The organism is Aureivirga marina, assembly GCF_015767265.1.
GTDB classification, from domain to species: Bacteria; Bacteroidota; Bacteroidia; order Flavobacteriales; family Flavobacteriaceae; genus Aureivirga; species Aureivirga marina.
Map to the genome: position 1 here is coordinate 289352 of NZ_JADPIB010000002.1, position 20802 is coordinate 310153.

Annotated in this window: 15 protein-coding genes; 5 read left to right on the forward strand and 10 right to left on the reverse strand. The window is 29.5% G+C overall.

Annotation, left to right across the window (positions count from 1 at the left end):
• Nucleotides 1-69: 69 nt before the first annotated feature.
• From porN to I1A51_RS05485, 5 genes are all read right to left on the reverse strand, one after another.
• Nucleotides 70-978, reverse strand: coding sequence for a type IX secretion system ring subunit PorN/GldN (porN, locus tag I1A51_RS05465; protein ID WP_196891855.1), 909 nt, complete (start codon nt 976-978; stop codon nt 70-72).
• 23 nt (nt 979-1001) lie between these two features.
• Nucleotides 1002-2531, reverse strand: a complete 1530-nt coding sequence (gene porM / locus I1A51_RS05470) for a type IX secretion system motor protein PorM/GldM (RefSeq protein ID WP_196891857.1) — start codon at nt 2529-2531, stop codon at nt 1002-1004.
• Between the two features lie 63 nt (nt 2532-2594).
• A complete protein-coding gene (porL, locus tag I1A51_RS05475) occupies nt 2595-3245 on the reverse strand; it encodes a type IX secretion system motor protein PorL/GldL (RefSeq protein ID WP_196891859.1) in 651 nt (216 codons plus the stop codon).
• Nucleotides 3246-3307: 62 nt separating this feature from the next.
• Entirely contained in the window at nt 3308-4675 is a 1368-nt protein-coding gene (gene porK, locus I1A51_RS05480) for a T9SS ring complex lipoprotein PorK/GldK (protein WP_196891860.1), read from the reverse strand.
• Nucleotides 4676-4825: 150 nt separating this feature from the next.
• Entirely contained in the window at nt 4826-5986 is a 1161-nt protein-coding gene (locus tag I1A51_RS05485) for a formimidoylglutamase (protein ID WP_196891861.1), read from the reverse strand.
• Between the two features lie 231 nt (nt 5987-6217).
• On the opposite strand from I1A51_RS05485, the gene I1A51_RS05490 reads away from it, so the two are divergent.
• The gene (locus I1A51_RS05490) at nt 6218-6847 is read left to right on the forward strand and encodes a CatB-related O-acetyltransferase (RefSeq protein WP_196891862.1); all 630 of its coding nucleotides are present in this window, start codon (nt 6218-6220) and stop codon (nt 6845-6847) included.
• Between the two features lie 54 nt (nt 6848-6901).
• On the opposite strand, the gene I1A51_RS05495 is transcribed toward I1A51_RS05490, so the two are convergent.
• The 4 genes from I1A51_RS05495 to I1A51_RS05510 all read right to left on the reverse strand — a co-directional run bounded on the left by I1A51_RS05495 (nt 6902) and on the right by I1A51_RS05510 (nt 13345).
• A complete protein-coding gene (locus I1A51_RS05495) occupies nt 6902-8770 on the reverse strand; it encodes an OmpA family protein (RefSeq protein ID WP_196891863.1) in 1869 nt (622 codons plus the stop codon).
• 17 nt (nt 8771-8787) lie between these two features.
• Nucleotides 8788-9708, reverse strand: coding sequence for a PorP/SprF family type IX secretion system membrane protein (locus tag I1A51_RS05500; RefSeq protein WP_196891864.1), 921 nt, complete (start codon nt 9706-9708; stop codon nt 8788-8790).
• A 32-nt stretch (nt 9709-9740) separates the two neighbouring features.
• A complete protein-coding gene (locus tag I1A51_RS05505) occupies nt 9741-11846 on the reverse strand; it encodes a choice-of-anchor L domain-containing protein (RefSeq protein WP_196891865.1) in 2106 nt (701 codons plus the stop codon).
• A gap of 242 nt (nt 11847-12088) precedes the next feature.
• Complete coding sequence (locus tag I1A51_RS05510; RefSeq protein WP_196891866.1) at nt 12089-13345, reverse strand: alginate export family protein; 1257 nt, start codon at nt 13343-13345, stop codon at nt 12089-12091.
• Nucleotides 13346-13824: 479 nt separating this feature from the next.
• Here I1A51_RS05510 and ccsA point away from each other — a divergent pair, with 479 nt between their 5' ends.
• From ccsA to I1A51_RS05525, 3 genes are all read left to right on the forward strand, one after another.
• A complete protein-coding gene (ccsA, locus tag I1A51_RS05515; protein WP_231373967.1) occupies nt 13825-16938 on the forward strand; it encodes a cytochrome c biogenesis protein in 3114 nt (1037 codons plus the stop codon).
• A gap of 84 nt (nt 16939-17022) precedes the next feature.
• On the forward strand, nt 17023-17538 hold the full coding sequence (locus I1A51_RS05520; RefSeq protein ID WP_196891874.1) for a DUF2892 domain-containing protein: 516 nt from the start codon (nt 17023-17025) through the stop codon (nt 17536-17538).
• Nucleotides 17539-17649: 111 nt separating this feature from the next.
• Nucleotides 17650-18621, forward strand: coding sequence for a YpdA family putative bacillithiol disulfide reductase (locus tag I1A51_RS05525; RefSeq protein WP_196891875.1), 972 nt, complete (start codon nt 17650-17652; stop codon nt 18619-18621).
• Nucleotides 18622-18691: 70 nt separating this feature from the next.
• Here the strand turns inward: I1A51_RS05525 and radC are convergent, their stop codons facing one another.
• Nucleotides 18692-19390: a RadC family protein gene (gene radC, locus I1A51_RS05530; protein ID WP_196891876.1), complete on the reverse strand. Its 699-nt coding sequence runs from the start codon at nt 19388-19390 to the stop codon at nt 18692-18694.
• A gap of 58 nt (nt 19391-19448) precedes the next feature.
• Here radC and trkA point away from each other — a divergent pair, with 58 nt between their 5' ends.
• Entirely contained in the window at nt 19449-20801 is a 1353-nt protein-coding gene (gene trkA, locus I1A51_RS05535) for a Trk system potassium transporter TrkA (protein WP_196891877.1), read from the forward strand.
• Nucleotide 20802 lies beyond the last annotated feature (1 nt).

Consider the following 20802-nt stretch of genomic DNA (forward strand, 5'->3'; position numbering starts at 1 on the left):
TATATTTTAAACACAAAAAAAGCTCTTGAATTAAATCAAGAGCTTTTTTTGAATTGGAAAAGTTTTACATTAATAACTCCACATATCGTGTTCTTTACTACGAATCTCATCTTTAATACGATCAGACTCTAAAACTTGGAATAAAGAGTTACCTCTTACATATTCAGAAACATCTCTGTTTCCGTAAACGTTTTCAGATCTGTAAATAATTCCATTAAATCTACGAGCATTTAACAAATGATCGTAAGAAATTGGATATGCTGAATTCTTTTCATTGAAAGCTTTAGCATGGTGTAATACATTTCTTGCATCAGGATAATATACCCAGAAAAGAGGTAAGTTTTCACTTGCTCCTAATTCGTCTTCTTTTCCAAGAGTCTGAACATCTGGAGTAACTGGTGCAATTGCTAAAAGACGGTATTTTAATTCACCTTGTCTTTTATCAAAATACCATAATCCTTTAATTCTGAAACCTACAACATGTCTTGATTCAAGGTTATAAGTATCAACATAATCTGCAATGTCTGTATTTGGATCTTCATTTAATAAATCAATTGCATAATCTGAAGTATCAATACGAGTTAATTTTTCTTCAACTTCTTTAATTGTCATTGAAGTTGTAAAATAAGAATCGTCATAAATTTTAGAAATCTTTCCTTGACGAATTCCTTTTAATAATGTATCATATAATGATCTTCTATCAGAAGAGATATTATTTGTATCAACTGGATAGTATAATGGTAAATTGATTCTTTCATTTAAATCAATAAATTCCCATGTTACTTTTGACCATAATAAATCTCTATCATCTACATATCCATATTCTAATGGATTATCATTATTATCAGCAGCTATTTGCTGTGGTGTTTTTTTTCCGATTTGTTCTGGAGATTTAGCATTCAGTAAGTTTGCTTGTGCACTAGCAAAAGTTGTAGTGAACAATGCAACTGCAGCTATTGTAAAACTCTTCCAATTCATGATATACTAATTTTATAATTATATTATTGTAATGTTACAACTAATGGTGTAGCTTCTTTAATTTTCACACCTGCCATTGTAGCTTTTACTCCAAAAATAGTTACTGTACTACCTGGTCTAGCTTTCTTTAAAGCTCTTTTCGCTTTGTCATTTAATCTATTTCCGTTTACAACAATTGTATTTTGACCTTCGATTTTAATTTTAAAGCTTTGAGTTTTTAATGAAATATTAAAGTCAAAATCAGGAATAAATGCCTCAATAGTAGATTTCTCTAAACTTGATTTTGGTAATTTGATAGCATCTGTTTGCTTTCTAATAGAAGCGGCTGGTTTAGGAATATTCTTAATTCTGAAAACAGAAGAAGAAGTTACAGTTTTACCACTTGGTAATTTTCCAGAAGCTGTAATTTTAACTTCTCTTCCTTGTCCAGGTTTGATGTTATATTTCCCTGTTCCGATTTTCTTTAATCCAGGAGCATTAACAGTTACTTTGTTATCAGGTAATCCAGGTATAGAAATAGACATTGGGTTATCTAAACCACGGTAAACAACATTCATTTTGTCAGCAGAAATAACTGCACTTCCTGGCTCAGGAATTACTGAATAATTACCTCCAGTAATTGGAATTTCAATTTCCTTTCCATCTTCCATAAAGAAGAAATTTCCTTTTAATTCATGCTCACCAACATTTCCAGCAGAACCACTTAATAATACTTGTCCAGCTTGAATGTTTTCATCATTAACTTCTTGTCCGTTTACAATAACTTTAGAAGCTTTTAATGTTGGATCATTTTTACCTAATACAATCTTACCTGATAATTGCTCACCTGGGTAATAAGCACTTTTATCAAAAACAACCATTGCATCAAAGTTAGTTAAAGAAGCTTGAACTTTTAATTGACCTCCTAATAATGTAGATAATACCTCTGATTCAGTATTTTTTACATCAGATTGCATTTGTTCGATATTTGCTAAAGTAGTAATTAAAGGGAATCCTTCATATCTAGCTTTAATCCATTCTACTTTTAATCCTTCATCATTTATATCATCTGCTGTATCAAAACGCTTATTTACATTTTTAACGATATCAGCATCATCTTTCATGATTTCAGCTACTTTAGTTCTATAATCATTAATTTGCTTTAAGAACTCTTTACCATTTTTATTTGTTTTATCCGCAGTGAAGAAATAGGCATCAACTTTATCAGTTCCGTCCATTGCTTCATAGTTTTTCTTATCCTCTAAATCTGCAGTTAATTTATTTTCTAATTCTTCTAAATAGTTATAGAATTCTTTAGAGTAATCTGCTACTTTTTTAGCTTTATCATAAGGCTTACCAAACTGATCTGGTTGTTCAGTTGCTTTTAATTTTAATGCTTCTAAAGCTTTGTTGTTTTTATCTAAAGCATCGTTATTAAGGTCTACTAATTTTTCTTTCATAAACCCGAATGCCGAAAGTACTTCTTTTGACATATTCATCGCAAGCATTGAGATGAATACTAAGTACATCAGGTTCACCATTTTCTGCCTTGGTGATAATTTACCTCCTGCCATAATTTAATTAGTTAGTTTAAAATTTTAAAATTGTTAATAAATAATAGGTTTTGAAAAAACTAATTAACGATTAGTCATAGCAGATAACATTCCTCCGTATACTCCATTTAAAGAAGAAAGGTTTGTAGCTAATGATTCCATTTGCTCTTTTAATTTTCCAGCGTTATCAGCAACTGAAGCATTGATTTCAGCTTGTCTTGAAGCGCTTTCTAATTGTACTTTATATAAGTTGTTTAAAGATTCCATTTGGTTAGCAGCTAATGATAATTGCTCACTGTATTTAGAAGTAGCAGCAATTGAATCTACAGCTGGTTGGATGTTTTCAGCAGCACCTTTGAAATTACGGATGCTATCACCTAAACTCTTCATTAAATTAGCATCTAATTGAGCATCTTTTAACATATCGTCAAGTTTTTGAGATAACATAGATTGCTCGTTAGTTTGAGCAGCTTGTTTAGCCTCTTTTTCTTTAGCTTGTCCTCCTGCTAACTCAGGATAAACTAATGTCCAATCTAATTCTTCCTCAATTGGCTCGAATGCAGAAATCGCGAAAATTAACGCCTCTGTTACAAGTCCAATTGTTAACATTACTCCTCCGGTGATTGGTCCAAATTTCAAGTGTAAGATTTTAAATAATGCTCCGATAATTACGATTGAGGCTCCTAAACCGTATGCCATATTCATTAATTTCTTACCTGCTTTTGACTTTGCCATAATTTTTAAAATTTAAGTTAGTTAATTATTTGGGTTTTAAGTTATTTATTTTTACGAGTATTTTAGTTTCTTCCTTGTAAGCTAGTTCCTAAGTAATCTTGTACTGTTCTGAATCCGATATAACTACGAGCTGAATCAGCATATTCGAAATCTCTTGTACTTACTTCTAAGAAATAAGCAACATCTTTCCAAGAACCTCCTCTGATTGCTTTACGCTTGTTATCTCTATCTTCTACGTTTGGATTCATTGTTGATTCAAAATAGTATGCTTGGTCAACATAAGCAGAATTAGTCCACTCAGAAACGTTTCCTGCCATGTTATATAAACCATAAGCATTCGGGTGGAATGCATTTGCTTCCATAGTATATAATGCATTATCTACTGCATAATCTCCACGACTTGGTTTAAAGTTCGCTAAGAAACATCCTTGATCACTTGTAGTATATGATGTTCCCCATGGGTAAGTAGCATAAGCAACTCCTCCACGTGCAGCATATTCCCATTCTGCTTCAGTAGGCAATCTGAAATATGGTACTTTACTAGCTTTCTTTTTTCCTTTTAAATAGTCATTTTTCTTTTTAGTTCTCCAGCTACAAAATGCTTTTGCTTGGTTCCAAGTTACTCCAACTACTGGATAATCAGCATATGCTTGGTGGAAGAAATAATCTTGGTGCATTGGATCATTATAAGAATATTTGAAGTCTTTAATCCAAACTGTAGTATCAGGATAAACAGAAACAACTTCTTGAATAATGTGTTCTGATCTTTTTCCTTTTTTTCTAGCAGCAGACTCAACATCTAATGTAGAATATTTATACTTTAATTTAGTAACATCTAACATTCTTCTACCATCAAAACTCTCTTCAATTGGTAAATACATTGAATCCATTACTTCCGTATAGTATTGATCAGGGAATTCAGCAGTATTCCAAATTAATTCTGTGTCCCAATCTAAATACCTTCCTTGAGTTGGTGAGTTGATATCTCCTAAACTTCCGTAGTTCTCCATCATATATTTTTCATATGGAGTTGCATCCGCAGTATCAGCTGCTAAAAACTGATAATCTTCCAAAATAGTTCCTTCTCCTTCTCCTCCATTCATTTCATCAGCTAAGATAGCTAACTTTGTTCTTACGATAGAATCACGTACCCAGAATACAAATTCCTTGTACTCACTGTTTGTAATTTCTGTTTCATCCATATAAAATGGTCTAACAGTAACTGTTCTTGCTGGAGTATTTAAAGCCCCTGCAATGTCCTCATCTTGTTTTCCCATCGTAAACGCTCCTCCAGGAATCAAGGTCATACCAAATGGTTTTTCTTCAATCCATTTAGTTCCGGTTTTAACTCCCACAAGTTCTCCTTTGTCGTTAGAACCACAACTAAAAGCTACTGCAACGAGTAACATGTAAAACGCTATTTTCTTCATAATTATAATTTATCTTTTCTAAAAGTGCGTAAACCTATAAATTTTTTTACTAAAATGCAATTCTTTTTAAATACTTCTTCAAAATCAAATTAATAATTTTTAAACAAAATATTTAACAAACTACATATTAAAACGTTAAGATTCCTACATTTATTTCAATCTTTTATAAGATTTATATAATCTTTCTGGTATCTCATTATTGTTTGCCGTTAAATAATCTTGATACGTACAAGGTATTAACGTATTTTTTTTGTCATTAGTATTTTTTGACAAATTAATTTCCATCCACCAACGTCCGCTTTTATGACTTTTATAAAAGTTAAACTCCTCATTTTCAATTAATACTATAAACTTCTGATAATTTTCCAAGGAAGTAAAAGGAAAATCTTTTGCTCGTAAGTTTACTCCTTCAATAAAATACCATACAATTTGAGAAATCAGTTCAGCCGTTAAATTTCTGATGTCAAAAATACTATTATATTCGAAAATTCCAAAAGAAGTTACCCTATCACTTATTCCTGCATACCTAGAAATTTTACAAATCTCATCTCCATAAAATCCATTTACACCAACATTTCCATTTCCTGAAGCATCTGAAGCTCGAATACTTCCAATATCTAAACTTACAACATCAGAATCTCTGAAAATTAATTCTGCTATTTCAAAATTAGAAGTAATTTCTCCCATTCTATAAGCTTCAAAATTCATTGTTTCTAATAACTCTATTTCATCTTGCGAATTGTAATAGGTTTGATAACCTATATTTACAAAGTTGTATAAATTGTTTGGTTTTTCTGTAATTATTTTTCTCAAATATGAATTTGAGTTTAATTCTGAATTTACTACTCCAAAATCAAATTTAGAATCTATCACAGCTAAATTCAATCCTTTTGTAACCGAATTATATACTTTACACATTGAATAAGTCAAATCATGACCACCACCCAAAACAATCGGAATAATATTTTCTGAAATCAATGTAGAAAGTACAATTTCAAAAGCAAAACAAGTATCTTCATAGTTCTCTCCTTGTTTTATATTTCCTAAATCTACAATTTTTGAATTCCAATTTCCTACATGTAATTTGTATAAACTTTTTCGAATATTATCAATATTTTGTCCTGTCTCTTTGTTTCCTATTGATTTTCTCCCTTCTTCTACTCCTAAAATTGCAATTCTCACTCCTTTTAAATCTGGAATACCTTTTTCTTTTGTGTGTATCTCAATATAATTTGAAAATAACTTCAAAGGCGATTGTAACTTATCTTTAAATAAATCACTATTAACGGGAGCTAAATATTCAAAATTCATAAATATTATATTAACTATTAATTTTATCTTCAATAAATAATCACTAAATATACAAACATTACATAATTAATGTTTATTTTTTACAAATTCCTTTTAAACATCTAATAATCATAACATTTAAGGTTATAATTTTAAATTAAATAATTAAAATAGATTGATTATTTTACTTTTTTAAACTTCTATTTTGCCAATCAAATTAAACTTAATTAATTTTCAACCAAATTTAAACAAATGACAGCTCCTGATAAAGAAAAAATGTATCCAATTGCACATCATAAAAAACTGTGCTTTTTAAAGAATATTATAAAGAACCCAAATATCATTGTTGGTGATTATACTTATTATGATGATTTTGAAAATGTAGAAAACTTTGAAAAGAATGTAAAATACCATTTTGATTTTATTGGCGATAAGTTAATCATTGGTAAATTCTGTATGATTGCCTCTGATGTAAAATTTATAATGAATGGTGGAAATCACTTAACAGAAAGCATTTCTTCCTATCCTTTTGCTATTTTTGGAGAAGATTGGAAAAATGCAATGGACAATAAAAAATATCCTAATAAAGGAAATACAATTATTGAAAATGATGTTTGGATTGGTCACAATGTTACAATTATGCCTGGAATTAAAATTGGAAATGGATCTATTATTGCTTCAAATTCTACAATTACTAAAAATATAGAGCCCTATTCTATTGTTGGTGGAAACCCTGCGAAACTGATTAAAAAAAGGTTTTCTGAAGAAAATATAAAATTACTTAAAGAAATTCAATGGTGGAATTGGGATATTGAAAAAATTACAAAAAATGTTTCACTTTTAACAAGTAATGATTTTGATAAATTAAAAAAGTTAATCTAAAAAAAAGACTGCTTATATAAGCAGTCTTTTTGCAAAATATTCAATTAACAACAATTATTTTATTAATGTAAATTCTGATCTACGGTTTTTAGCGTGTTGCTCATCTGTACATTTCTTACAGTCTTCAACAGGCTTTGTTTCTCCGTAACCAACGGAAACAAGTCTTCCTTCTTCAATTCCTTGTTCCACAAAATATTCTTTTACTGAATTTGCTCTTCTAGCTGATAAACTCATGTTATAAGCATCAGTTCCTCGATTATCTGTATAAGAAGCAACCTCAATTCTAAATGTTGGATGTTCTTTCATAAAGTTGATAATTCTATCCAATTCTGTTTTAGAATCGTCAACTAAGATTGCTTTATCAAACTCGAAATAAATTGGTTTTGTTACTAATACTGGATCTGGAACTACTGGAGTTAATTTAAGAATAACATTTTGCTCAATATTTCCTTTTTTTCCAGTTGAAAACTCTACTGTTGATGGATCATAAGTTAATAATTCACCAGTTAATTTATAATCACTTGTTGGTTGAATTTCAAATGAGAATGCTCCATCTTTTCCAACAATTGTTTTCGTAATCACTTTACCTGTATTATCAAACATCACAACTTCAGCTCCAGGAAGTAATTCTCCAGTTTTACTGTCTTGTGCAACTCCTTCTACGAAGTAAATTTGCTTACGATCAACTCTATAAATATCATCTGATCCTTGTCCTCCATCTCTATTTGATGATAAGAATCCTTTTTCAGTTCCTTCATCATAAATAAATCCAAAATCATCTTTATTTGAATTAATTACATTTCCAAGATTTTGAGCTTTAGAATATGAATTACCTTCTATTTTACTTACAAAAACATCTAAACCTCCTAAAGTCATTCGACCATCTGATGAGAAATATAAATTATTTTCATCACTTACAAATGGGAATTGCTCTCTATTTTCTGTATTTACATTTGGTCCAACATTCTTTGGTTCTCCAAAACTTCCATCTTTATTGATATCAACTACGAAAATATCAAATCCTCCTTCTGTTCCTGGCATATCTGAAGCAAAATATAATTTTGTATTATTCTTGTTCAATGCAGGATGTGCTGTAGAATATCCTTCTTGGTTAAAAGAAACTTCAATTGGCTCTGTCCAAGTTCCACCAACTTTTGTTGATTTAAATATCTTTAAATGAGAAATTTTATCTCCTTTTCTATTTTTTGGCTTTACATTTCTTGTAAAGTAAATTGTATTTCCATCTCCACTAAAAGTAACTCCTCCTTCATGCGCTGAAGAATTTATTTCTTTAGAAAAAGGTGTTGCTCCAGTTGCATCTCCTTCTTCATCTACTTCAGCAATAAATAAATCTAAATAATTCTCATTATTCCATTTATATTTCTTTTTAGAACTATCACCCTCTCTTGAAGAAGCAAAAATGATTTGATTTGCATTAAAAGCCGCTCCCCATTCTGAATCTTTTGTACTAATTGAACTATTTGTTACGATAAATGGACGTCTTTCTTTTTTCTCAAGCTCAGTAAAATAAGCTAGAGTATTTGGAGCAGTTTTCACCCTTCCAACCTTTGCATTATATTTTTGCATTATTTTGTCTGCCTTAGAATAATCTTTATTCCCTTTTAAAGACATTGCATAACGGTGTAAATGTTCTGCATCAACTTGCTCAGGATATAATTCTAAAGCCTGTGCGTAATATTTTGCAGCATTGTTCATTTTTCCATTATAATAATAACAATCTCCTAATTTCTCTAATAAATCTAAAGATTTGTTTTCATTAACTTCTTTCTCATATAATTCTGCTGCTTGAACATAACGAGCTTTTCCAAATAATTTATCAGCTTTCTTTTGTGTGCTACTTTGTGCATTAGCAAGCTGAACTGCTGATGCCAAAATACATATAGATAGTATAATTTTTTTCATGATTATCGTGTTTTGAATTAGAAGAATCTTGGTGATTTATCGTATCCTCTCGTTGAAGTATCAATGTTAAATAACAAGAATAATTCATGTGTAGAACCTACATAATCTTTAAAATCTGATGTTGTATAATCGTAAGCATATCCTAAACGAACGATTTCAGTAATTCTAAAGTTTACTAAACCACTTATTGCATCATCAAAACGATAACCTGCTCCAAACTCAACAAAATTATTATATAAGAAGTTTGCTGTTAAATCAAACGAAACTGGTTCTCCAGAAATATATTTTGCTAAGAAAGCTGGTTTGAAACGCCATTTTGAACTTAAATCAAATACATATCCTCCAGTTAAGAACATATTAGATTCTCTAGCCCATAAATTTTCTGTATCTGTTGAATCTAAATGTGGTTGTGGAATAAATGATGGAACAGATAATCCAACATAAAATTTATCTGAATTAAAATAAACTCCTGCTCCTAAGTTGAAGTAAGTTTTATTGATGTTACTTGCAAAATCAGGATCTGGATCAATAGTTAATAATCCTGCAATATTTGCATCATATAAAGAAACTCCTGCTTTTAAACCAAATGATAAATGTAAATCATTAGCAAAATTTAAGCGATATGCAAAATCTCCTGTAATAACATTTTCTTTTACAATACCTCCTATTTCATCATGTACAAGTGATAGTCCAACTTCAATATTGTCAGATACAGGCATGTGTACAAATCCTGTAAATGTTTCAGGCCCACCTTCTACACCAGTCCATTGTGTACGATACAAAGCTCCAAAACTTAATATATTTTCTGTCCCTGTTGTGTAAGCAGGATTCACGATACTCATATTATACATATACTGCGTATATTGAGGATCTTGTTGCGCAAATGTATTTACGGCAAAAAAAGCTGCAAATACAAATAATAGTATCTTTTGTTTCATGTGTTATCTTTTCTCTCTATTAATTTTTAGAATTATCTATTTAAGAACAGTTTTCGTTGTTCTGGACCTTTTGCTCCATCATTATAATAAAGCACATAGAAATAAACTCCGGCTGGCGCACGTTTTCCATCCCCATCTAATTGTCCATTCCAATAATTCCCTTGTGAATCTGTATAAACTTTATTACCCCAACGATTGAAGAATTCAATTTTATAATTTGGATATTCTTCAATTAATCCTTTGATATAAAAAGTATCATTGATTCCATTTCCATTTGGAGAGAAACCTTCTGGATAAGTAATACTACATTCTGCACTTTCATAAGGTTCAACTTCAAGTTTAAATGAAGTATTTCCTATACAATTTTCATTTAAGTTATTGATTAATCTTACATAAACGATATCTTCTAAAGGAGAATCTACATTTGCATAGCTTGTTGGATCTGCAATTAAATTATTAAAGTCTGCATCTTTTGCATATTGAATTGTATAGTTTTCTGTAGAATATCCACTTAATAAAACTTCTTGACGTTCTGTTAAATCAAAATATGCAATATTATCTTCTAACGTTCCATATGATTCATTGTCACAAATTTTAATCTTTTCAACATCTGAAGCATCAACTAAACTTGGTGTTAAGAAAGCTCTTAAATCAAATGTGAAAATTGGATAATAACATGGAGCAGCTAAATTCGGATTGTCAATTGTATTAATATTAGTAATTCTAACAAAAATAGTTTCAGTAGTATTTCCTTGAACTTCTTTTTCTGTTATTGATAAATCAGTATCAAAATCTTCAGCAGCTTCTAATGAATTAAAAAATTTAACCTCAAAAGTATTAGGATCTTCTCCTTCTAAAATTTCACTAATCTTAGATTCTAAATCAAAAATAGTAACATCATCAACTGTACAATCTTCCATGAATGAAGCAGTTGGATTATCTGGTAAATCATAGAACTCAATAATTACAGGATTACTTTCTTGAGCACATCCACTTGGATATAAAACTTGTAATAAATAAGTACCTGGCTCAAAAACCTCAAAAGTGTAATTATCTCCTGCTTCTTGAACAACAACATAATCTTCACCTTCTACTTTTACAAACTGATATTCAACAATTGAAGGAATTGTCGCAATATCATCTTCATTGTATCCAATTACAACAGAACCACCATTTTCACATAAAGCGTTCCCTCCTGTTTCTGTTAAATCTTGTCCAATTGCTGGAAGCTCTCCTAAATCAAAACTTCCTCCTTCTAAAAATACCGCTGAATCATATGCAGAATCTCCTGCATCACCAATTGCTAATTTAATTGTATATGTTTCACCTGGTGTAACTGGATGTTCAGCTGTAAAAACCACAGTTTGAGCATTGTAGTTAATCGCCCCATTCCCTGAATTTACAGCGTCATAATATTCATACGTTTCTTGTTCAATATCACACAAAACTCCTGAATGTACATTTGTAACCATTACAGGAATTGTAGTTCCAGGAACAACAGCAATATTTTTTCCACCCAAGTCTAAAGAAACAGGTGGAGTATTACCATTTGCATCTCCATCATATTCATTAACATCATTAATACCTGGACCATTTAAAATAAAAGCAAATACATCTGAAAAAGTACACTCAAAACTTCCATATTCTTCAGACGCAAAAATATAATTAAACTCCAAGTTTTCTACTAAAGGAACAAATTCGAACTCAAAAATTGTAACATTTCTTACAGCATTTCTTGGATATGAAGAATTTTGAATAATACTCAATAAATGATCATCTCCCATATTATACCATTCTGTATCACTATCAGATAAAGTCGATGTTATAACCTCATTTCCAGATCTATAAGCTTTTCCAGATGTCATAATAATACCATTTTGAAAAGGAAAGTTCTCTGTCACACGTTTAAAAAAACCATAACTTTTATCTTCTCTATCTTCTGGTCCATATTCTGGATTTGTTACATCATCTATCCAAGTCATATCAACGCATTCTCCTGCTAACAAAACCTCTCTTACTAGAGATTCAGGCTCCATTGTCGAAGCAGAAATTGTCTCTGGATTCACTTGAATAGTTTGTGAAAAAGCAGTTGCACCAGCAAATAATGCTATACAACTGAAGAGTAATTTTTTAACCATAATTTTTTAGTTTTTTGTAAGTATTTTCAAACAAATATATTAAAAGCTAACTTTTAATATTATTTTTTTGTAAAAAAAAAGAAAAAAAATTACATATAAAAGATATTTTTAACAATATTTAAGAATCATCAATCTAATTTCACAGATTTTATTAAAAATAAATCATTATAAGCTTTTACAATAAAAAAGCATTCAAATCATCATAATTTGAATGCTTTTTTTTCTTTTTAGAAAGTGGAAATTTATTTTTTAACAATAGAAAATAAATTCGGTTTAAAAGTAATCATAAACCAAGCCCAGTTATTTGTTGCATTTCTATCTCCACCTTTTAATATCTCCATTTCTTTTGTAGCAAACATTTGAGAATAACCACCTGTCAATAAAATATCTCTATACAATTTATAAGTTAATTGTAAGTCTATTTCTGTTCCAAGTGTTTTACTCGTTGTTCTTCCATTTTGATCTAAAATTGTATTAGCTGCTGCAAAAACATGTGGTTGGATTGTTGCTGCAAATTTTCCTCTAGAATAATTGATTTGACCATTAAAATCGGATAAACCAACTCCCCCATGTGGATTTCCTACATAAAAATAATCCATCCAACCATTAAATTTATGATTTGTTCCAAATAATGGATTAAATGCTTTTACTTTGCTACTTGTATCATCCATATCTTTTCCTGAAAGATATTCATAACCAACTCCAACAGAAAAACTATTAGAAATTCTATACTTTGCAGTTCCTCCAGCATATCCAGCTTCTACAGTATTTCTCATAAATTTTCCTGATTGCCAATAACCTGCTAATGCAAAATCAAATTCCCCTAATTTGTATGTCAATCTCGGTCCCCAAGTTTGCATATATTCAACTTTGGTGTCATTTGTTGGTTGTGTCAATTCAAATCCAGTATTTAAAACTAAAAAACTTAATTCAAAATCTCCAAAATCACCATGATACCAACCATATTGAAAATTTTTATATTGATTTACATCATACACTTCTCTTACTAAATCTTCTTCATCTGCATTTAAAGCATACCCTGCATCAATTTGATGATTTTCTGAAGGTAAATACGTAATCACAATCGCATCATGACTTCTAGCTTGTTGCGCCCAATTTACTTCTCCAAAAATTCTCTCATCATCATAAGAAATTACTTGACGTCCAAATTTAAATCCAAAATCATTTGAAACAGCTACTTCTGCCCAAGCTTCATGTACAGAATTGTTTTTGTCATCTTTCGCTAATGTTGCAACATCTCCCCAAACTCGAATATTTTGAAGAGAAACTTTTAATTTTAAATAACTTTTTTCAAAATCAAAGTTTAATCGAGTTCTTTGTGAAATAAAATCTGCCGCATCTTGACTTTCATCAAATAAAGTTTGAAATCCATGTCTATGCTCAAACCTTGGACGAATTTCTGCGGACAAATCGAACTCTTGTCCATTTACTGAAACACATAATAATGTTACAATAATTGATAATACAACTTTTCTCATATTATTTAATTTGAGTTAAAAATCTCGTTAAGCCTCTTATTAAAAGAACTTCAATAAGTTTTTATGGGGAAGAAATATTTTACACAGTTGATTTTATGATTATTAAAGATAAAAACAAAAACAGAGAGGGTATTGTTTTTTTATATAATTTTTAGATAACTAGCTGTTTTTTAACATAATTTAATAAAAAACTGTTTCAAAAAATTATAAACTAAAAGTAAGATTTAACTTTTCATTATTTTTTTATATAAAGAGTATTTTTATGGCTTTCATATTGAAATGATTGAAAAAAGTGCTTCATTCATTGAAAATCATTTCTTAAAAAAAACTTAAATTTTAATTTTTACACAATAAAATTTTAAAAAACGCAGAAATCAAATGCTCATTCAACTTAATATGGTTAACTTTGCAAAGTTTTTGATTTACACAAGAAATACATAATGAAAAAAATTCTTAATATCCTATATTCTACACGTCTCATGGCGGTACTTTTTCTTGTATTCGCTGTAGCCATGGGAGTTGCAACTTTTATCGAAAATGATTATGGAACCCAAACCGCACAAGCTTTAGTTTACAGTACTTGGTGGTTTGAATTAATCATGGCACTTTTTGTCATCAACTTTTTCGGAAATATTTTCAAATATAAACTTTACAAAAAAGAAAAATGGGTAATCCTTGTTTTTCATCTTGCGTTTATATTTATCATCATTGGTGCTGGAATTACAAGATATATTGGTTTTGAAGGAATGATGCCTATTAAAGAAGGCGAAACTTCTAACTTATTTTTATCTCGTGATAATTATCTTATAACCGTTATAGATGACGGAAAAGACCAAAAAAGACCAATTGAGAAAAAAATACTTCTTTCAGCAAAAGGAAAACCTAATTATTCTTTTAAAGCTGATTTTAAAGGACAAGAAGTTACTTTTGATTTGGTAGAATATATTCCATATGCTGAAGAGATTTTTGAAGAATCAGAAAATGGAACAGAGTTTTTACATTTTGTAGAATCAAGTCATGGTGGTCGTCATGATCACTATATCAAAAAAGGAACTAGCCAAGTTGTTCATGGAGTTTTAGTCGGTTTTGAAAGTGGTGGAGATTCAAATACAATTGAATTTAAACTTTCAGATGATGGAACTTTACAATTGTTAACTAAAGAAGATGGAAATTTCTTCCGAATGGCTGATAGTTTTGAAGGAGCAATCAAAAAAGATTCTCTTCAAAATTTAAATTTATTGACTTTACATAATGTTTCTGGAATGCAATTCGTTGTTCCAAAACCTCCTGTAAAAGGACAATATAAAACTATTTCAAACAAAGAAAATCAAGGAAATTCTGATAAATTAGTATTTAATATTACAACAAAAGGAGAAACGAAACAAATTACTCTTTTTGGTAAACAATATGCTATTGAATCTCCATCAATTCAACAAGTTGGCGGATTAACTTTCCGTATGAATTATGGTGCAAAACAATTAGAACTTCCTTTCAGTATTCGTTTAAATGACTTCCAATTAGAAAATTATCCTGGATCTCAAAGTCCAATGTCATATGCGAGTGAAATAACTGTTTATACTCCTGATCAAACTTTCGATTATAAAATTTTCATGAATAATATTCTTCATTATGATGGATATAAATTCTTCCAATCAAGTTATAATATTACTAATGAATATGAAGAAACACACCTTTCAGTAAACCATGATGATTGGGGAACTTGGGTTACTTATTTCGGATATTTTGTCTTATTTGGTGGAATGATTTTAGCTTTATTTATGAAAAACACAAGAACTGATCATCTTAAAAATCAATTGAAAAAAATTAGAGCTAAAAGAGCAAGCTTGGTTATCGCTTTCTTGTTAAGTTTTTCAACTTTCACTTTTGCTCAAGAACAACATAGAGAACATAAACCAATTACGGAAGCACAAATTGATTCTGTTATCAAAGCAACAACAATCGATAAAAATCATGCTTTTGAATTTAGTAAATTGGTTGTACAAGATTACGGAGGTCGTATGAAACCTCTTCATACTTTTTCTTCACAACTATTAAGAAAAGTTAGTAAAAGTGATACCTATAAAGGTTTAGATGCAAATCAAGCATTTATGTCAATGAATTTAATGCCAATGGTTTGGTTTGAAATTCCAATTATTACAATTGACAAAAATGAAAAGAAATTAAAAAAGATCTTAAAACTTCCAGAAGATGCTGAATTTGCTAGTTTAAAAGATTTCTTTGATCCAACAGGAAATTATATTTTAAGAGATTATCAAGAAGAAGCTTTCAAAAAACAGGTTAAAAATAAGTTTGAAAAAAATGTTATTGAAGTTGATAAACGTGTAAACTTATTATATAGCGCTCTTTATGGTGATATTTTAAAAATTTTCCCCTTAAAAGATGATCCAACTAATAAATGGATTTCTCATGCAGAATTTGACCAACACAACAATTTTAAAGGAATTGATTCTGTTTTTGTTCGTCAGATCATGCCTGTTTATAAAAGTACACTTTATAATGCTGCAAAATCAAATGATTATAAAGAAGCAAATGAAATTTTAGATGGAATTAAAAAATTCCAGACAAAATTTGGTTCTGCTGTACATCCAGGTGAAAAGAAAATTGACTTAGAAATCATGTATAATAATGCGAAGATTTTTAATCAACTTTTTAAATATTATGCATTATTTGGAATCGTAATGTTATTAGTTGTTATATTCCAAATTTTTTATAGCAAATCAAAAGTATTAAAATATACAAACCTTATTCTTACAGCAATAATCGTAATTTTATTCTTATTACATACTGTAGGTTTAGGAGCAATTTGGTATATCAGTGGACATGCACCATGGAGTAATGCATACGAATCCATCATTTATGTAGCTTGGGCTACAATGCTTTTTGGATTAATTTATGGAAGAAAATCTTCTATGACAATTGCTGCAACAGCTTTCTTAACAGCAATGATGTTAATGATTGCAATGGGTAACTGGATTGATCCAGAAATAGGAAACCTTGCTCCAGTATTAAATTCATGGTGGTTAATGGTACACGTAGCTGTAATTGTTGCAAGTTATGGTCCTTTTGGATTAAGTATGATTTTAGGAATCATCGCGATGATTTTAATGTTATTAATGAATGATAAAAACAAGAAAAAATTAAAATCTCAAATAAAAGAACTTACTTATATCAACGAAATGTCTATGACTGTTGGTTTAGTTCTTCTGGTAATTGGAAACTTCCTAGGTGGAATGTGGGCGAACGAAAGTTGGGGACGTTACTGGGGATGGGATCCGAAAGAAACTTGGGCTTTAATTAGTATTATGTTGTATTCTTTCGTATTACACCTTCGTCTAATTCCAGGTTTAAAAGGAATCTTTACATTCAATTTCTGGTCAGTAATCACATTTTCTTCTATTTTAATGACTTATTTTGGAGTAAACTTCTATCTTTCTGGATTACACTCTTATGCAAGTGGAGATCAAACTATTACTCCAAATTTCGTTTACTATTCTGCTGCCGCAGTTGCAGTATTTAGCGCAATTACATATTGGAGATATAAGAAGAATTATACTGCTTCTTCAAAAAAATAATATTCATAATGTACATTTTTATTGCTGTTTTTGATTACAGTTATAAAAATGTACATTTGCATTTATAATAAACAAATCAAAACAATGTACAATAAGTATATAAAATTAGTTATTGCAGTTGCTGTTTTTGCTTGGGCTGTATTTCAATTTGTGGAAGGAAATATTATGAACGGTATTTCTTTAATCTTATTAGCAGGAATTTTCGTGCTTTTTTATTTTAAAAACGAATTTATCATTATGGCTTTTTTACAACTTCGTAAACAAAACTTCGAAGGTTGTCAAAAATGGTTAGGATATATTAAAAATCCACAATCAGCTTTAGTTACAAAACAACAAGGTTATTATTTTTATTTACAAGGTTTAATTGTGATGCAAACTAATATCAATCAAGCAGAAAAATTATTCAAAAAAGCTTTAAGTATTGGTTTATCAATGGAACATGATATTGCAATGGCAAAATTAAACTTAGGTGGAATTGCAATGTCAAAACGTAGAAAACGTGAAGCTACAGCTTATTTAAATGAAGCTAAGAAACATGACAAACAAGGAATGTTGACAGAGCAAATCAAAATGATGAAAGATCAAATGAAAAGAATCTAATTTTCTTTTCTTTTAAAATATAAAAGTCCTACAAAAATTTGTAGGACTTTTTTTATGCACTTCTGCATCCATATTTTCCGTATTTTTAAATCAAATTTTCAAACAAAAAAAATGTACGATATCGGAATCATTGGTGCAGGACCAATCGGACTTGCTTGTGGAATTGAAGCGCAAAAAAATAATTTAAGCCATGTAATTATTGATAAAGGAACTTTGACAAATTCTATTTATAATTATCCTTTAAACATGACTTTTTTCTCTACTTCTGACAAACTTGAAATTGGAAATATTCCATTTATTTCACATGGAAATAAACCAAACCGTTTTGAAGCTTTAGAATATTATCGAAGAGTTGCTTCTCATTGGGAATTGAATTTAAAATTGTATGAAGAAGTTTTAAAAACAGAAAAAAATGAGGATTATTTTAAAATTGAGACTTCTAAAAATACATTTTTATGTAAAAATATTATTGTAGCAACTGGATTTTATGATTTGCCTTTTTTAATGAATGTAAAAGGTGAAAATTTACCAAAAGTGAAACATTATTACGATGAACCACATCCGTATTTTCAACAAAATATTATTGTTGTTGGAGCTGCAAATTCTGCTGTAGATGTGGCTTTGGAAACTTTCCGTAAAAAAGCAAATGTAACAATGGTAATTCGTGAAACTGAAATCGGACAAAATGTAAAATACTGGGTAAAACCTGACATAGAAAATCGAATTAAAGAAGGAGAAATTAAAGCTTTTTTTGAATCAAAAATTACAGAAATTCGCCCTTTTGAAGTGGATATAATAACTCCTGAAGGAAAAAAAACATTAAAAAATGATTTTGTTTTAGCCATGACAGGTTATAAACCGAATTTTAAATTATTAGAAAAAATGGGAATTCAATTTCATGAAGATGCTTATAAAACACCAATTTATAATGAAAAAACACATGAAACAACTATTCCAAATCTCTATATCGCTGGAGTTGTTTGTGGTGGATTAAAAACAAATAAATGGTTTATTGAAAATTCTAGAATTCACGCAGAACAAATTATTCAAAATATTAAAAATATTAAAAATAAGATTTCTTAAATTTTTAAAGATTAAAATTCGTAAAAGTAATTTTGAATTTATTTGACCTATTTTTTTAAAAAAATTATTATTAAATAATTCCTTCATCGGCAAAACTATAATATGATTTCTGTGTAATAATTAAATGGTCTAATAATTTTATATCCAAAACTTTTCCAGCTTCTTGAATTTTTTTCGTAATATTTTTATCTGCAATACTAGGACGTAAACTTCCAGATGGATGATTATGACCGAGAATAAAGGCAGTCGCTCGTAATTCTAAAGCTTTTTTAAATAAAACTCGAATATCGACAACAGTGGCTGTCAAACCTCCTTTACTCAATTGCATTTGAAAAATTACCTTATTAGAATTATTTAAAAAAATCACCCAAAATTCTTCATGAGGTAAACTTCCTAAAAGTGGATGTAATAACTCAAAAACATTTTTACTAGAAGTAATTTTTGGTTGCTCTAAAGCTGCTTCCAAACGTTGTCTTTTCCCCAATTCTAAAGCTGTTATAATACTAATTGCTTTTGCTTCTCCAATTCCTTTAAATTGCATCAACGAATCCAAAGAAGCTTTCGAAAGCTCATTGATATTATTATTAAAAAACTTTAAAATCCTTTTTGAAAGTGCAACAGCAGATTCATTTCTAGAACCAGAACCAATAAGAATTGCGATTAATTCGGCATCTGACAATGCATTTTTCCCTTTTAAAACTAATTTTTCTCTAGGTTTATCATCATCAGCCCAATGTTTTATAGACTTTTCAATCTCTAAACTCTCCATAGCTAAATTTTTTTTTCAAAGATAAGTGTAATATCTTTGCACTAAATACAATAAATATATGAAAATTATCATTGCCGGAGCTGGAGATGTTGGATTTCATCTTGCCAAACTTCTTTCCTATGAATCTCAGGACATTTTTGTAATTGATTACAGTCTTGAGAAATTAAATTACATCAATTCACATCTGGATGTAATTACTACAAAAGGAGATGCAACTTCAATTCAGGTTTTAAAAGATATTGGAGTCGATAATGCAGATATATTACTTGCTGTAACAGAGTCTCAGAATACAAATATTGCAATTGCTGCTATCGCTAAAAAGCTGGGAGCTAAAAAAACAATTGCCCGAATTTCAAATTCTGAATTCTTAAATACAGAAGATATCAACTTTAAGGAAATCGGTATTGATTCCATGATTTCTCCTGAGGAATTGGCTGCAAAAGAAATTAATCTTTTACTTCGTCAATCTGTTTTCAATGATACAATCGAATTTGAAAATGGGGCTTTACAAATTTTAGGATGTGTTTTAGAAGAAAATTCACCAATCACAAATTTGAATGTAAAACAAGTGCAACAGAAATTCCCAAGCATTGATTTTACAGCAATTGCGATTAACAGACAAGATGAAACTAAAACAATCATTCCTAGAGGTGATACTATTTTCAAAGCTTTTGATCAAGTTTATTTTTCTACACCAGCAGAAGATGCCAAAAATATTAATCAATTAATTGGTAAAGAATCTATTGGAATTAAAGATATTATGATTCTTGGTGGTGGAAAAATTGGTAAAAAATCTACAAGAAATCTTTGTAGTACAAATTTCAACATTAAACTTATAGAAAAAAATAAACAAAAAGCATTCGAACTTGCAGAAGAACTTCCAAATGCTTTAGTTATTAATGCTGATGGACGAAATGTCGAAATTTTAGAAGAAGAAGATATCAATGACATGGACGCATTTATTGCTGTGACAGGAAATTCTGAAACAAATATCATGTCATGTTTGGTTGCAAAATCAAAAGGTGTAAAACGTACCATTGCTTTGGTAGAAAATATGGATTATATCAATATTTCTCAAACAATTGGTATCAACACTTTAATTAATAAAAAACTTCTTGCTGCAAGCGCAATTTTTAAACATGTGCGTAAAGGAGAAGTGGTCGCTCACGCTAGCTTACATAATGTAAATGCTGAAATTTTAGAGTTTGAAGTAAATCCTAATTCAAAAGTAACACAAAATACAATTAAAGAAATTGGACTTACTAAAAAAGCTGTTTTTGGTGGTGTAATCCGTAATGGAAAAGCATATATGACAATTGGTGATTTTAAAATGCAAGAAGGAGATAAAGCTGTAGTATTCTGTTTACGTGAAGCAATTTCTGATGTGGAAAAGTTATTTAATAGTAAATAAT

What these genes read in the sequence shown, in the direction of transcription:
- porN (WP_196891855.1), bottom strand. Translation starts at nt 978, where the DNA reads ATGAATTGGAAGAGTTTTACAATAGCTGCAGTTGCATTGTTCACTACA.
- porM (WP_196891857.1), bottom strand. Translation starts at nt 2,531, where the DNA reads ATGGCAGGAGGTAAATTATCACCAAGGCAGAAAATGGTGAACCTGATG.
- porL (WP_196891859.1), bottom strand. Translation starts at nt 3,245, where the DNA reads ATGGCAAAGTCAAAAGCAGGTAAGAAATTAATGAATATGGCATACGGT.
- porK (WP_196891860.1), bottom strand. Translation starts at nt 4,675, where the DNA reads ATGAAGAAAATAGCGTTTTACATGTTACTCGTTGCAGTAGCTTTTAGT.
- I1A51_RS05485 (WP_196891861.1), bottom strand. Translation starts at nt 5,986, where the DNA reads ATGAATTTTGAATATTTAGCTCCCGTTAATAGTGATTTATTTAAAGAT.
- I1A51_RS05490 (WP_196891862.1), top strand. Translation starts at nt 6,218, where the DNA reads ATGACAGCTCCTGATAAAGAAAAAATGTATCCAATTGCACATCATAAA.
- I1A51_RS05495 (WP_196891863.1), bottom strand. Translation starts at nt 8,770, where the DNA reads ATGAAAAAAATTATACTATCTATATGTATTTTGGCATCAGCAGTTCAG.
- I1A51_RS05500 (WP_196891864.1), bottom strand. Translation starts at nt 9,708, where the DNA reads ATGAAACAAAAGATACTATTATTTGTATTTGCAGCTTTTTTTGCCGTA.
- I1A51_RS05505 (WP_196891865.1), bottom strand. Translation starts at nt 11,846, where the DNA reads ATGGTTAAAAAATTACTCTTCAGTTGTATAGCATTATTTGCTGGTGCA.
- I1A51_RS05510 (WP_196891866.1), bottom strand. Translation starts at nt 13,345, where the DNA reads ATGAGAAAAGTTGTATTATCAATTATTGTAACATTATTATGTGTTTCA.
- ccsA (WP_231373967.1), top strand. Translation starts at nt 13,825, where the DNA reads ATGGCGGTACTTTTTCTTGTATTCGCTGTAGCCATGGGAGTTGCAACT.
- I1A51_RS05520 (WP_196891874.1), top strand. Translation starts at nt 17,023, where the DNA reads ATGTACAATAAGTATATAAAATTAGTTATTGCAGTTGCTGTTTTTGCT.
- I1A51_RS05525 (WP_196891875.1), top strand. Translation starts at nt 17,650, where the DNA reads ATGTACGATATCGGAATCATTGGTGCAGGACCAATCGGACTTGCTTGT.
- radC (WP_196891876.1), bottom strand. Translation starts at nt 19,390, where the DNA reads ATGGAGAGTTTAGAGATTGAAAAGTCTATAAAACATTGGGCTGATGAT.
- trkA (WP_196891877.1), top strand. Translation starts at nt 19,449, where the DNA reads ATGAAAATTATCATTGCCGGAGCTGGAGATGTTGGATTTCATCTTGCC.